This window comes from Nostoc sp. LEGE 12447, assembly GCF_015206985.1.
Taxonomy (GTDB): domain Bacteria; phylum Cyanobacteriota; class Cyanobacteriia; order Cyanobacteriales; family Nostocaceae; genus Nostoc.
Genome location: NZ_JADEXT010000030.1, coordinates 18181 through 33006 on the forward strand (window position 1 = coordinate 18181; position 14826 = coordinate 33006).

General features: G+C 40.3%; 13 protein-coding genes and 2 pseudogenes. 11 read left to right on the forward strand and 4 right to left on the reverse strand.

From position 1 onward, the window contains the following. Positions 1-35 precede the first annotated feature (35 nt). From IQ274_RS24950 to IQ274_RS24970, 5 genes are all read left to right on the forward strand, one after another. Positions 36-398: a carboxymuconolactone decarboxylase family protein gene (locus IQ274_RS24950; protein WP_194143776.1), complete on the forward strand. Its 363-nt coding sequence runs from the start codon at positions 36-38 to the stop codon at positions 396-398. A gap of 70 nt (positions 399-468) precedes the next feature. Further along, the gene (locus IQ274_RS24955; RefSeq protein ID WP_194143777.1) at positions 469-1041 is read left to right on the forward strand and encodes a hypothetical protein; all 573 of its coding nucleotides are present in this window, start codon (positions 469-471) and stop codon (positions 1039-1041) included. A gap of 19 nt (positions 1042-1060) precedes the next feature. Further along, positions 1061-1690, forward strand: a complete 630-nt coding sequence (locus tag IQ274_RS24960) for a DJ-1/PfpI family protein (RefSeq protein ID WP_194143778.1) — start codon at positions 1061-1063, stop codon at positions 1688-1690. 38 nt (positions 1691-1728) lie between these two features. Continuing rightward, positions 1729-4248: an alpha-amylase family glycosyl hydrolase gene (locus IQ274_RS24965; RefSeq protein ID WP_194143779.1), complete on the forward strand. Its 2520-nt coding sequence runs from the start codon at positions 1729-1731 to the stop codon at positions 4246-4248. A 94-nt stretch (positions 4249-4342) separates the two neighbouring features. Next, positions 4343-5239, forward strand: coding sequence for an SMP-30/gluconolactonase/LRE family protein (locus IQ274_RS24970; RefSeq protein WP_194143780.1), 897 nt, complete (start codon positions 4343-4345; stop codon positions 5237-5239). 327 nt (positions 5240-5566) lie between these two features. Here the strand turns inward: IQ274_RS24970 and IQ274_RS24975 are convergent, their stop codons facing one another. From IQ274_RS24975 to IQ274_RS24985, 3 genes are all read right to left on the reverse strand, one after another. Further along, a complete protein-coding gene (locus IQ274_RS24975) occupies positions 5567-5935 on the reverse strand; it encodes a hypothetical protein (protein WP_194143781.1) in 369 nt (122 codons plus the stop codon). 845 nt (positions 5936-6780) lie between these two features. Further along, on the reverse strand, positions 6781-7758 hold the full coding sequence (locus tag IQ274_RS24980) for an aromatic ring-hydroxylating oxygenase subunit alpha (protein ID WP_194143782.1): 978 nt from the start codon (positions 7756-7758) through the stop codon (positions 6781-6783). A gap of 112 nt (positions 7759-7870) precedes the next feature. After that, positions 7871-8164, reverse strand: coding sequence for a hypothetical protein (locus IQ274_RS24985; RefSeq protein WP_194143783.1), 294 nt, complete (start codon positions 8162-8164; stop codon positions 7871-7873). Between the two features lie 234 nt (positions 8165-8398). Here IQ274_RS24985 and IQ274_RS24990 point away from each other — a divergent pair, with 234 nt between their 5' ends. Further along, complete coding sequence (locus IQ274_RS24990; RefSeq protein ID WP_308189921.1) at positions 8399-8539, forward strand: aldo/keto reductase; 141 nt, start codon at positions 8399-8401, stop codon at positions 8537-8539. A gap of 163 nt (positions 8540-8702) precedes the next feature. Continuing rightward, a pseudogene (locus IQ274_RS24995) lies at positions 8703-9626 on the forward strand (Rieske 2Fe-2S domain-containing protein); the annotation flags it as partial. Between the two features lie 192 nt (positions 9627-9818). Here the strand turns inward: IQ274_RS24995 and IQ274_RS25000 are convergent. After that, a protein-coding gene (locus tag IQ274_RS25000; protein ID WP_194143832.1) for an ISAzo13 family transposase occupies positions 9819-11041 on the reverse strand; the annotation gives its coding sequence in 2 pieces (ribosomal slippage) (positions 9819-10561 and positions 10561-11041; 1224 coding nt in all). Between the two features lie 1042 nt (positions 11042-12083). On the opposite strand from IQ274_RS25000, the gene IQ274_RS25005 reads away from it, so the two are divergent. The 4 genes and pseudogenes from IQ274_RS25005 to IQ274_RS36720 form a co-directional block, all read left to right on the forward strand. Beyond that, complete coding sequence (locus IQ274_RS25005) at positions 12084-12509, forward strand: SDR family oxidoreductase (protein ID WP_322745323.1); 426 nt, start codon at positions 12084-12086, stop codon at positions 12507-12509. A 133-nt stretch (positions 12510-12642) separates the two neighbouring features. Further along, on the forward strand, positions 12643-13953 hold the full coding sequence (locus IQ274_RS25010) for a glycosyltransferase (RefSeq protein ID WP_228058356.1): 1311 nt from the start codon (positions 12643-12645) through the stop codon (positions 13951-13953). Positions 13954-14134: 181 nt separating this feature from the next. Further along, positions 14135-14290: a hypothetical protein gene (locus tag IQ274_RS25015; RefSeq protein ID WP_322745318.1), complete on the forward strand. Its 156-nt coding sequence runs from the start codon at positions 14135-14137 to the stop codon at positions 14288-14290. A gap of 363 nt (positions 14291-14653) precedes the next feature. After that, positions 14654-14800: pseudogene (locus tag IQ274_RS36720) on the forward strand (transposase); the annotation flags it as partial. Between the last annotated feature and the right edge of the window lie 26 nt (positions 14801-14826).

A 14826-nucleotide genomic window follows, 5' to 3' on the forward strand; every position in this document is an offset into this window, starting at 1 on the left:
TTACTCAGTTTTGAATTTATGGATATGAGGATAAAATGGTTTCTGAAAATTTAATCAAAAAAAATGCAGTTCTTGATGATAAACAACTGCAAGCAGATTTGAAGGCTATTAACCCAAAGTTTGGTGATTTTGTGGTTCGTGTCGCAGGCGAAGCTTGGGGTCTACCATTAATCGACCAAAAAACCAAAGCTTTAATCACCATTGCTGTTGATGTAGTGAATCAGGATCATGTTGGCCCAGATAATCCCTTTGGCGCTCATGTTCACATGGCTATGCAGCAAGGTGCTACCCGTGAAGAAATAGAAGAACTACTTTTATTCTTATGTGTCTATGCAGGATTTAATAAAGCGGTTGGTTGTTTTGGTGCTTTGAATAAAGTTTTGGATGGTTCTAAATAACAAGCTCATGAAGAAGAATATTTGGATCACAAAAAACTCGAAGTAATCGCAAGTAAATAGGAAATAGATTATGAAAAAGCGTATTAATTATTACAAAGATTTAAGTGCTAATTATTCAAAACCAGGGCTAGTCTCTCCAGAATTAGCAGAAAAGCTGATCTTTGAAGCTGAAAAACTTATTTCCTTAAAAGAAGACCATTTTCCGACAATCACTCCAGATTATCCATTAGAAAAGGTTGAACAAGAAAATAAAGTATGGTGGCCTACCCATTGTGAAGCATTGAGACAAGGTAGAGGAGACATTTTAGCGGGAGAATATCGCCAAGAATTAGTTTATTTTTGTCAGGATGGACCCTATTACGGTCTAGAAGAACAAAAAGAACGAGAGCAACATTGGTGGGCTTTAATAGTCCAACCTGGTGTGACTATGTGCTGGCCAATTGTCATGTTTCATGGTGAATTTGTCTGGTTTGAATGGTATTGCCTTGATAATGCAACTAACGAAACAATTGCTAAAGGTAGTGTCGCCTGGTTGCGTCGAGGTCATCGGGGTGGGTGTTATATCAAGGGTGAACAATTGACTTTCTATCGTGATGTTTTTGCGCCTGATGAACTTTTGAAATTGATTACTACAGTTCACTAAAAAATAAACAGGGGATAATATGGCTACTGAAGGTAAAGGCAAAATTGGTGTACTTATTGAAGAGCATTTTGATCCATTTGAATTTCGGGCTTTCAATGAATACTTTCCTCAACAGGGTTATCAAGTTGATTACATTTCTCACTTATGGGGCAATAAAGAAATAAAATTTCACAGCAATTCTGAGGATGGGGTAATTAAAGAAAATGTAACTGTAACCACAGAAGTTAATGACATTAATCCAGCCGATTATAAGGCAATAATTTGTATTGGTGCCTATGCAATGGATCGGCTGAGATATCAAGAAAAAGTAAGAAAAGGTCAGCCAAGTCAAGCCCCAGCAGTTGTATTTATTCGTAAAGCCATGCAAGAACCTAATGTCAAAATAGCAGTGATTTGTCATGGTTTATGGCTACTTTGTGCTGCTGATGTTTTGGAAAATCGGCGAGTAACTTGCGCCCATAATATTCTGGTTGATGTAGAAAATGCTGGCGCTGAGATTATTTATGAAAATGATTTAGCTGCTGACATTGTGATTGATGAAAATTTAGTTACAGGCAGACATCCTGACCTTGTAAATAATTTTATGGAAACCTTGGTAAAAGAAATTGAGAATAAACAGCGCAGTCTTCATGCAGCGATGACTGTTTAAATATTGTAATTTTTGAATGTTCGCAAAGGGATATCAATATGGCTAAGATTCCTATTCAGTTTACCTATTTTACAGGTATCAAAAAAGCAATTTTTAACAATCCCCGTTTAATTGGCACTTGGGATGAAAACGGTCGCTATTCTCAACAATGGCGATCGCACCAAATGCAGCAAATCATTTGTGAAGATGGCTGCCCTGGCTTTCAAACTACGGTTGAACTTGATGATTCCCAAATTGGTTGGTTATTTTGCTGGGGTATAATGCTAGATAGTCCAGCCGGAAATAATTTATGGGGGATTCCTACTGAAATTAATGATTCTAATTCGCGCGATCGCTATCGTAGTTTTACTTTACAATCGCCTCAAAACGGTCAGTCTCAACAAGAGAAATATTATCTAGTTCATAGCCGCAGACTAGGCGCACAACCATATTATCTTCCTGGTCAATCTAACCCAGCGCTGCGGTTTGCTGTTTGGTCACCAAATGCTCAAAATGTGGAAGTTGTGTTTGGTAACAGCACTAGCGGGTATATTGCAGACGATGCTTTTCGAGATGATCCAGATTTCGGTATGAATCCCAACCTGGGGCCATTTCCTATGTTGCGGACAGAGGAAGAGATTTGGCAAACAGATGTCAAAATATCACCAGAACTAGCTGATTTCTCTCGCTTTGACCATTTTCCTTATATGTTTAGAATTGTCAATGAAGCGGGACGGGTAGTTTATCGCACTGATTTATATTCTCGTTGTCAAATTGGGAAAGGTAAGATAGATCCTGACGGTAAACCTTTTAGCGGTAGGTATACAGATAGAGAGGAAATCCCATTTTCAGGAAATTATCAAGATTTGGATGGTACTAAAAGCTGTTCTGTAGTTGTTAATCCAGATACAGTAACTAGACATTTTCAAGAAGCAGTTTGGCCCGAACTGGAATTCATACCCGACAAAGAGTTCTGGAGTAATGAGTTTTCACTAGAACGCCCTATTCCCCAGCGTGTTGAGGATTTAGTAATTTACGAACTCCATGTAGGGGCTTTAGGGGATGGTCAAAACAGACCAGGAAATTTTGCGGATGCGATCGCTTTACTCCCCTACCTAGTCGAACTGGGAGTTAACGCTGTCGAACTCTTACCGATGTCAGAATTTCGAGACGAAGTAAATTGGGGCTATGAAACATCTCATTACTTTGCTCTCGAATACAGTGCTGGTGGTAGAGACCAACTGAAACATTTTGTTAGGGAATGCCATCGTCATGGAATCGCCGTAATTTTAGATGTGGTGTACAACCACTTCAATCCTGATGGAGAACGGGCTGAATGGGCTTATGACTCAGATATCCCCGAACACAATATCTATTACTGGTATGAGGGTAACTCTGGCGATTATTTCTACACAGACGGCAGACGTTTCCCAGAAGGCGGCTATCTTGATAATTTGTCTACAGGTTTTGCACCTCGGTTTTATGAAGAGATGGTGCGGAAAATGTTTATTAGCAGTGCAGCAACTTTAATGGAGGAATTTCATGTAGACGGATTCCGGGTTGATCAGACAACTTCTATGCACCTGTACAACCAACTGCACGCTGATGGTAGGTCTGTAGGTAATGCCAATGTTTTTGGTGCTAAATTCCTCCGAGAATGGACAAGAACAATGAAGCTAATCAAACCAAATGCCATTTTGATAGCAGAGGATCATTCTGATGGGGAAGCAGTGGCAGAATCACCTGATGTTGGTGGTTTGGGCTTTGATGCCGCTTGGTATGCCAATTTTTATCATCATTTAATTGGTGATACTAGACAAGGAACGGAATATGCCAGATTAATTCCTACGGCTGGATATGGTACAAATGAACCTCTAGCGATGGATTACTTTGCAGGAGCGTTAGGATGGTCTGGGCATAATAAGGTTGTTTATCATGAATCTCATGATGAAGCAGGTAATGCTTTTTTTGAAGCAGGAGGGCAGAGAATTGAGTCTCGCCGCACCATTGTATCTGCTGTGAACGGCGCACCATTGATTGGGGAAACTCGACGTTATGCGGAAGCACGTTGTCGCTTTGCATTTGGTATGTCTGTTTTGTCGGCTGGCACGCCAATGTTTTTAATGGGTGAGGAAATTGGCGCACAAAAACCCTACAGATTCAGCGATTTTATCAATAACCGGGAGGATTTGTTAGGCGATCGCCTAACACATGGTCAAACATTATTCCGATTTTATCAAGACCTGATTCAACTACGCCGCAACTATTCAGGACTGCGATCTCACTTGATTGATATTCTCTACGTCCACAATGCCAACCGAGTGATTGCTTTCCGACGTTGGGATGTAACTGAAGAATTTTTAGTGGTCGCTAGTTTGAATAATCATCCCTTTTCTTCAGGGTATACCATTAACAATTCCCGAATTGGAGATGGTCAATGGCGCGAGATATTTAATAGTGATGCCGTGCTTTACGGAGGAGATAGTACAGGCAACTTTGGCGCTGATATCTCTGCAACTAACGGATCTATTCATCCCATAGTTCCAGCCAATGGATTTGTTGTGTTCCAGCGCCATTAGATGGATCTATGGGGATCAATCCAAAATGACTTTCAACTAAAGGAATTAGTATTTTCTTTGGTTGCTACCTCATGGAAATCTTTTGAGATGAATTATGTGTCAGTTTGTGCAAAATCAATTCCACAATGTTTTAAAAGCACGGGCCCGCTTGGGCGAAGGTCCAATCTGGAATGATAATGAAAAATTACTTTACTGGGTCGATATCTATAATCATCGGGTGCATCAGTTCCATCCTGCTAGTGGGAAAAATGTGTTTTTTGATGTAGGCGATGTAGTTGGAGCAATCGCTAAAGCAGGTAAAAATCAATTGATTATAGCGCAACGACATCGTTTAGCATTCCTAGATACTGAGACAGGTATAGTCACCCCAATTGTTGAGATTGAAACAGATTTGCCAGATAACCGTTTTAATGATGCTAAATGCGATCCTCAAGGTCGCTTTTGGTTTGGCTCAATGTCTTCCTCAGGAAAGGCTCAGTCTAGCCTTTATCGCTATGACTTTGATGGTTCATTACATGTGATGGAAACAGGACTAACTGTTTCCAATGGTTTAGGGTGGAGTCCCAATCACGAAACATTTTACTTGACAGATTCTCCCCAACAAAAAATATATGCTTACGACTTTGATACAGCCACAGGTAATATTAGCAACCGCCGTATTTTTGTTGATTTAACTGGTGAGTCTTTCTTTCCCGATGGTTTGACCATAGATAGTCAAGGATATATCTGGTCAGCAATGTGGAATGGATGGTGTGTGATTCGCTTCAGCCCAGAGGGTAAAGAGATTTTCCGGTTACAGCTATCAGTACCACTTGTGACTAGTTGCACCTTCGGAGGCGAAGATTTACAGACACTTTATATCACCACTGCCTCTATTGGCCTTAAGCAAGAAGACATCGAAAAAAGTTTTGACTCCGGTGATTTATTTGCCTTTCATACTGATGTTACTGGATTACTAACGTATAATTTTAACTTATCTAGAAAGGTATAAACAAGTTTATTGGTGATCGCATTAGCGAAAAACAAAAACTCGTTTGAAACTCAATACCTTCGTCAAAAAAATAGTATGAAGAGATAAGGACGATGTAGTAGAGTTATTGTCTTCCACAACGACAACTCAGAAGTTACAACTTGCCCTTGTTCGACATCTTAGCACTGTTACAATGTCTGCTACTGAAGATTAGCATGACTATGATTGCATCATTTTAGCCGTATCAGTTCACTACATATACTTAAATTTTTTTTTTAAATCAGATCGGATTGCTATAGAAACTCATATGTAAATAATTCTGTGTGATTAGTTATTACCCGAAACGGATTAGCGATTAGCTTTCATTTGGTCAAACCAGGCGATCGCAGCCAATGAACTACTGATTTTCTGTTGCCCTTGCTGTATACCAGTTGGTAAGCGACTTTGAAGCGATTTATTTAAAGCATCTTCTAGAGACGCAAGGTCTGAATATTTTTCTAAATGGTAACGGATATCATTACTTGTCGGAACATTTTTTAGAACTTTAGTAGTATTTTCAATACTATCTCTTTGGGTGGCAGCCCGAATTAAAATTTCAAAAATATTTTTTTGTTCACACTTACCTTGAGACTTTATAGGAATGTTTTCTGTTAAACAGTTAACTACTTCGTTCAAGGTCTTATTGTCAGTTAAAGCTGGAGTATTAGTTGCAGTCATAGTCAAACCAGATATTCCTTTAAGTCGATTCTCACGCAACTTTTTGACAAAATTCTCTGCAATCACAGCATAATCATATTCTGGTGTAAGATTTGCTCTTACCCTTGGCTGATTTATTAACTTTACTTATGCTACGATATCAACTCAGTTATTCAGTTCTAGTATTTAAAATCACTAATCTTTAATAAAAAATCACTTAGATAGGTATTCATTACGGAGCGATCGCAAAAGTTTTCGGTCTACTGAAATTAAGGTCAGGTATTGAACTTTCAAAGAAGCGATTGTGATTTAGCTCTTATGAACCAGCAGATCAAGCAACAGCGTTGCTTTCTGTTTCAGTTTACTTCACTGGTTGACTTTTGAAAGCAAAGTTGAGCAACCCGCTTTGAAACTTTGAAACTTTGAAAGCATAAAGCGAGCAACTTGCTCATCTTATGCTTTCAGTGACAGATACAGGAATGTGTGTGAAGACAAAATAAAATACCCTTATCTTTTATCCGATATCAACTCCGATTAATACCTTTTCTCCAGGCGGCTAAGTGTTTAAGGTATAAAAAAATACTTAAGCACTTAGGTTTAGTGAAATTTTGCCGCAGACTAGAATGGCACACTTGTTAATCGCAAAGCCCTGATATAACAAGATTTTTGAGTGTGGGGAGTGTGGGGAGAGGGGAAAGGGTGGGGAGGGTGGGGAGAAAGAGCAGAAATTGAATAACTGCACATCAATGAACGCTGCATTGCCTCCCACACCTCCCACCCTTCCCCATCCTCCCACACCCTGCCAGCAAGGAGGTTTCAGCTTTTCAAGCGTGCCATTCGTCAGGGGAGCAAAGCATAACAAAGTTCTAAATGGTGCCGAAAGTAATACCCTGTTGTTTGAGCCACTGACGGTATGCAATAGAATAGCGATCGCTCGGTAAATGTACTTCTGCTTGCAAATTTAAAGGTAAGCGTCGGGGTTGCTGGGAATTGACAATAGCAATATCTTGACTAGCAACAAGATTTTGAATATTTAGATAGACTTCAACTGGAATTTCACGGGCGCTGTTTACCATTAACCAATATTGGGCCACGCACTCATCTTCATCGACTGGCGTAATAGTATAGAAGACATTTAGACGATGCTCTCCAGGTCCAAGTTTAAAGTATGCCACTAGCGGACGGAAGATACGGTAATGGTAAGTGTTGAAAATCATTGGCGCTTCTTTCGGATTAGCCGAACTAAAATCTAGTTCCCACAAACCACATTTGAAACGAATCTGATCTCCAAGAGACTCTAATTCATAATGCGTCAACTCAGGACGACTAGCGTGGGCGAATAATCCCGAATGCATAATTGGGAAGTGTGCCGGATCGATAAAATTTTCCAGCGTCCGTAGGGGGCTAGAGTGATAGTGGTAGGGGCCACAGAAAATTTTGCGATAAACCGGATCGTCCCACTCAGAAAATGGAGCTATATCTTGTTTTGGTGTTCCTAAACAAACCCAGAGCAAATCGTAACGCTCAAGAAGTTGGTAAGTTTTAACACAAGCTCGTGCGGGAGGCGATTGGTCTGGATTAGCTGGAGCTAGTATACATTGGCCTTCGCTGTTAAAGGCTAAACCGTGGTACGAACAGACAAGGGTCTGTTTATTGACATATCCCAAAGAAAGACGAGCGCCACGATGAGGGCAAAGGTCTTGCCAAGCTAGAACTTTGTCGCCATTATGCCAGAGTACTAAATCTGAGCCTAATAAACGTTTGTGCAGAACTGTTCCAGGTTGGAGGTCTTGCGAGCGGGCTATTACATGCCAATCATTCAGCAAAATCTGGTCTTGCACCATGAGTATCGACACCCTTGAGGTCAAATACCTATATCTTAATCAGAGTGAACATGAAACTTGAACTTGATTTTGTCAGCGTTCTGGTACGCTGGGCGCTTGCTTTTCGCTACCATCAACTACAAAAATCATCTACCCGAATATCTCGCCAGACATCAGACACTTGCCAGCCGGAATTTCCCACCGATTGTACTGGAGGATTGTCAAGCAATGGAATATAGTCAGGAACTCTAGGCTCTGAAATTGCTACTGGTTTCTCCTCAACCTCAACCACAGGGGCAGTAGAATTGTCAGTATTAGCTTGAAGAAGTTGGTCTTCAGCCTCTTCGATTAGCTTCATCTGTCTCAGGGTAAGCTTGTCGGATTTTTTGATGATTTTTTTTGTATCTATATCATTAGAAGTTTTCATTGAATATTCCCTCGAAGGCATTGGTTTAAAATTTGGATGAGTAAATTTGGGATAAGTTAGGTATAAATAATTTGCACGAAATAAACACTCTACTGCAAAACTATGGAAAATACGAGTCCCTTGCCGAAGAATTTATTAATTGGACATAAATATCTTTTTCGGGCAGATGCCTAAAAGCGATCGCAGTAGGATCATTGTCTAGAAGTCAAAATTCTTTTGGGTTTTTGACATACGTTGACCTGTACCAATGCCATCGCTACGATTCAAAATACGCCTTTAGAAGAAACCATGACGGCACTCGCTGAGGTAGTGCGTCAGGGAAAAGCTCGTTACATCGGCTTTAGCGAATGGAAAAAGTTTTTGCCAAAAAGCTAGAGCTTTTGCTCTATAAGGAGAACCAAGTTCTTAATTTTGGATAAAGTCGAGCTTAGTAGCTATTCATAAAATCATTTATAGAAATGCGATCGCCATACAGCCAATGTTCATACTAGCTAAAATAAATCTGAGAGTAGGCAATAAAAATTAATAAACATCAAAAATGTTTGAGAAAGAAGTCAATATCAAAGATAGTTTTCACTCAAAACAGCCTGGGGGCGGCAGCGATCCGAATAGTTTTGATTGTAAAGAAACATGGTATCCCATCCATTACCTAGAGGACTTAGACAAATCAAAACCAACGCCTTTTACAGTGCTGGGAAGAAATATTGTAATTTGGTGGGATAGACTTGCCCAATCTTGGAGAAGCTTTGAAGACCAGTGTCCTCATCGTTTAGCACCGTTGTCTGAAGGCAGGATTAGTGACGATGGGCTTTTGGAATGTCCCTATCACGGTTGGGCTTTTTCTGGAGATGGAAATTGCCAAAGGATTCCTCAACAAGTCAAAGGTGGAACAGCAGAGATATCAAAACGAGCTTGTGTGGCATCATTACCAATTATTGAGAATCTTGGACTACTGTTTGTATACGTTGGTGAATATGAAAATGCTGCCAAAACCGAAGTCCCAATAATTGAACCATTAGAAGAATCTCCCGAAGGATGGGTTGTAATTAATACATTTAGGGATGTACCTTATGATGCATTAACACTATTAGAAAATATACTAGACCCTAGCCACATATCGTTTACACATCATAAAACGGTAGGAAATAGGGCAAATGCAGCACCTTTGGAACTTGAAGTGATTGAATCTGGGAAACATGGATTCAAAGGGATTTGGAAACAAGGTTTGAAACCAGGGCAATCAGGAGAGTTGTCTACAACCTTCGTCGCTCCAAGTTTAATGTGGCATGACATCAACTCCCCGCGTGGTAGAATTTTAACAGTTGTTTATGCTACACCCATACGTAAAGGAGAATGTCGTGTATTTGCACGTTTTCCTTTTAAGTTTCCTGATAAACTTCCAGGTTGGTTTATTAAGCTCAGACCGCGTTGGTATTACCACATTGGACAAAATGGTGTTTTAGGGACTTCCAAGAAATAAAATATACAGCCAGTAGAAATGATAATCATTGTAAGGGGGGAGTCTTGGGTTGCCGTTGGCAACCCAAGACTCCCCAAATACACATGAAAAATCTGCACTTTCCTGTCTTGACCCAAGAGTGCTATTTGATTATTAATTATAGCTAACGAAAACTTTAATAACTATTTTTTAAACCTATGTTGCTTCATAGTGAATATCAATAAACCATTTCCCTAAATCCGGGAAAGTTTCATGAGTTGAATCAGTCAAACGGTTGATTTGCTTCTCAATCGTTGACATAGCTTCTTTTGTCAGCTTAACTCCTAACTCATAAGTTTCAGTAACTAGTTTGACAACCGGATGTTTTCCATTCCAGGTCATATTATGAGCAAAATTTAAAGCGGTTTCTACTTCATCTAAAATGCTCCCATTCCAATAATTTTCTAGTACAGCCCAAGTCCGTTCGATGGGATTATATTTACTGTGATATGGAGGGTAGTAAGCTAAACGTAAATTCAGTTGATATTTTTGAGAAAATTCAACTATGCGTTTCATGAATTGTGTACGCCGAGAATTATTCTCTCCTCCATTATCTTGATTAATAAGCAGAGTTTTTATTTCTGGAAATCGCCAACTTTCTGATTCCCAAAAATCTGCTAAAATATCAACGATAAAATCACTCGTTACTTTTGATTCTGTAAAATATAAAAATAGTTCATCAAGCCCTGGAATAAATATACCATAAGGAGTCACGCTTGTTTTAGGGTGGAAGTCATGGTCATCAGTTTTTGTCGGCACTCGATTTCTACCACCACGGTCAAATGAGCCGATATTGACACGAGCTTTCGCATCCAAACTTAAACGTAAAATGCTTGGGTCTTCTATTGCCTCTTGATGAACTATAGCTAATTGCTCAAAGATTGCGTCAGTTTGAGGAATTTTTTTTGAGGTTGAATTTTGGCAACCCGTTTGAGGCGATATCCTAAATCATTTAACTTAACACGAATTGTTTCTGTAGTTGGCAATTCTTCATCTGCATAACAAAATTTCTCAATTAATTGATGTCTCACAACAGATGCACTCAGGCGCGTGTAGAGCCTTTGACTTTTAAAACTTGGATCTATCTGACTTTGACCATCAACCAACTTTTTGATATCTGATAAAAGATTTGGCAGATGTGATTCTGCTTTATAACGTCCTCGACCTCGATAATTATCTACACAAGTAATACCACTAGTTAATTCTTTAATTCCTTTACTAATAGTTACACGATTCCATCCTAACTCTTGCTCTGCTTTCAAGTGTCCTCCATGTCCTAATGCTGCAACTGTTTGTGCTAGAAATTTACGCTTGGCCGCACCCTTTAATTGCTTGGCAGTTTCCTTCAACAATTTTTTCAATGAATCCGTTAGTTGTATTGACACCTTAAACATCCCAAAATCGAATCATCATTGAATTTACTACAACTTGGGGTGGGATAGGCTGCCAACGGCAGCCTATCCCACCCCCCCCCCATAACAATGATTATCATTCTTAGAGACTGTATATTTTATTTTCTGGAAGTCCCTTAGAAGACGATCAAATTTTTCTCCACTATCAAGAAAGGTATCTTGAAGCTAAAGGAGGTAGCCCGAACTTTACTAAAGCTTTTTACCTTCCAACCAAAGCAGATAGTTTTGTATTTGAATTGCGTCAGTGGGTAAACCAATATAATGCTGAACCATTTGGCAAAGAGACTTTTTCTCCCCCATTGGCAAAGTCCGTGCTTCTGGAGAGGTATCATTCTCATACGGAAAAATGTGCCAGTTGTAGCTCGGCGCTTTCTATTATTGAGCGATTGAGATTTGGAAGTGGAGTTGCAACAGTACTTACTTTGGCTTGGACTCCAATGCTTTTTTTATTTTTTCAGACAACATCAGTTGTAGTAGTTGTGATTGAAACTCTAGCTCCCTTAATTTTTGCACTAGCATGGCTCGGACTAAGTAAGTTAGTTATTCAGTTTTATGATGGACGAACCTTACCTCCACGAAACCGACCCGAAAAAAACTGAAATCTAATAATACCAGAAATATACGAGTAAGCTCATCCTAATTACAGGCATAAGTAAAGGTCTAGGTTATGCGATGACCGAGGGTTTTATTCAACAGGGGCATACTGTTATTGGTTGCAATACTTTTCGGTTAAACCCAATAATCTCTCTTTTGGTCTGGGGAAAGGTTAAAGGGTAATGGGGAAAGGGAAATTCAAACCTTTTCCCTTTCCCCTTTCCCCCTTAACCGAAAAGTATTGTTATTGGTTGCGCCCGTTCATCAGATGTTATTGATAAAATACGCCAAAAGTTTAGTGCTACCAACGATTTCACATCTGTAGATGTAGCAAATGAACAGCTTGTAAAAAAATGGGCACTCTTTCGTACTTCAAAAATATGAACCGCCAGATATAGTAATTAATAATGCGGCAATTACCAATTATCCAGCGCCTTTGTGGGAAATACCATCTGAAGAATTTTCGGATCTAATAGATATCAATATCAAAGGAGTAGCGAATATAATTCGCCATTTCGTACCAGCAATGGTGAAAAACAAACGGGGCATTATTGTCAACTTTAGTTCTGGCTGGGGACGTTCGACTTCACCCCAAGTTGCACCATACTGCGCTTCTAAGTGGGCAATAGAAGGATTAACTCGTTCTTTGGCACAAGAATTGCCGAATGGTATGGCAGCTATACCCCTTAATCCAGGGATTATTCATACAGATATGCTCTCTATTAGTTTTGGAGAAGAAGCTGCTAATTATACACCCGTGTCCGATTGGGTATTGAAAGCTGTGCCATTTATTCTCAATTTAAAACCCAAAGATAACGGGATTCCCTTGACCATTTCATGAGATTGATCATGCGTGAATTGTTTTGACCAGTTACGAAAAAACGGGCTGATCTAAACTGTATTGGTTTATCGCCTAGACGCGCAGGGAATTAGTACAATTTTTGAATACTGGAGTTTTCAGCAGGAAAAAGCATTTGAGCCAAAGTCTACCTATAGCACCAAGCCGAAAACTGAAGATTACGATCCTAACAGTAGGTTCAAGAGGAGACTTGCAACCATACTGTGCTTTAGCTATTGGCTTGAAACGTGCTGGGCATGAAGTAACGGTTGCAACGCATGAGAACTTTGAGTTATTTGTTAGGAAGTTTGATTTAAAGTTTGCACCGATCGCTGGCAATATGGAAGAGTTTCTGCAATCCAAACAAGGGCAGCGATTGATTGCGGGAGAAAAGTTGAAAAAAGAAGAGGCAGATAAGCTTTTGCTTCAACAGTTGCAGTCTGCTTGGGTAGCGTGTCAGGGAAGTGAGGTGATTATCTACACGCCGCTAGCTATTTTTGGATATCATATCGCAGAGAAATTAGGCGTACCCTGCTTTTTTGCATCAGTTCTGCCGTTGACTCCTACAGGGATGTTTGGGTTTTTGAGATTTGCTCAAATAACTAAAAACCCGCTAAAGAAATTAATCAACTATGGCAGCTACTTGTTAGTAGAGTTCTTGCACTGGCAAAGATATCGTCAACTGCTCAATCACTTCAGAACAGAAACTTTGAAATTGCCGCCCTTACCATATTTGGGCAGACGCTTCAGACGGAAGACTCCGGCGAATGTATCACGAATCCCTATATTGTATGGATTTAGTTCGCACGTCATCCCAAAACCCCGTGACTGGCCTGCATGGGCGTATGTGACAGGGTTCTGGTTTATTGACCAAGCCTCCGAATATGAGCCACCCCTGGAACTAGAGGATTTTCTTGGACGAAAGCAATTACCTTTGTGTTTTGGGTTTGGGAGCATGACGATGCCCAATCCAGAATATCTCACACACTACATCGTGGAAGCCTTAAAGAAAACCCGTCAAGGCGGGATTATATTATCTGGCTGGGGAAATGTTGGAAGAACAGTGAATGTAAAGGATTCGCTACGAGTGTTTGTGATCAATGAAGTTCCTCATGATTGGTTATTTCCCCAAGTGCCAGCAATAGTACATCATGGAGGAGCTAGTACAACGGCGGCAGTGTTACGTTCGGGAACACCATCAGTTACCGTACCTTTTTTTGCAGATCAGCCAGTTTGGGGTGAAAAGTTAACTCGGTTGGGAGTCAGCCCTACGCCGATACCGTACCACAAGGTGTCAGAAGAAACTCTAGCGGCAGCGATTGAAATCGTACTGGGCGATGAGGTGATGCGGTGTAAAGCCCAGGAGTTAGGCCAGAAGATTAGAGATGAAGATGGTGTGGCGAATGCTGTTGAAGCATTCCATCGGCATTTGGGGTTGATTGGGTGAGAAATCCCAGACAATTGAAGGAGAAGTCAGAAGACAGAATTCAGAATTCAGAATCACTTTTGTTGGGGATTCAAACCCCTTTACTCATCTGCTTTTTTGTTCAGGAGTCATTCTGGCTCCTAACTCCTGACTCCTGAGTTTTTTAAATTAAAATACATCATCACACCCACAACAGCAGTAAATGTCCCAAGTTAAAGTTGATGCGGTACTCTGTGTCAACGGCAGTGTCCTAATAGTTTTTTACACCCAGGGCATTGCTGGCAGTTTCGGATTATCAGCCGGACTCTTGGCATATTTGGAGAGCAAAAGTTGTACTACAGTGCGGAAACAGCTTTGAGGATTGGGTTAGAGTGGTTGCGGGATGAATGGTAATGAGTGCGTATATGCAATCCAAGGTCAGCATTAGTAGTTTGCGGTACTTCACGACAGCCTTGAGCGCACTTCACTCTTGGGAGCGATCACAAGAAGGTAGGCGGGTACGCCATCGCACATAATTGTCCCTGTTGTGTGGACTTATTCGGGGTGATGATGGGATGCCGCAGAGTGGCGAATGTAAACCAATGGTTTACACGCATCTGACTGGGTTACATCAGGGGTGGTGTTGGTACTTGCGCTTAAGAGGATATTTATAAAGTAAATCTAAAGAAGAGGAAATAAGGTTAAACAAAAAAGATAAGATACTCCTAAAGAGTATATATACGGTAATAAATTCGCTCTTGCTATCTGGCTGATGATTCAAGCTCATGTTGAGGTTATTCAACGTATTGGCAAAGAATTTGAGGTTTTACCCAAACCTTGGATAGTGGAAAGAACATTTGTATGGTTTAGCCAGTACCATCCCATAAATAGTCTGCAATAGTCTTATCCTGTTAA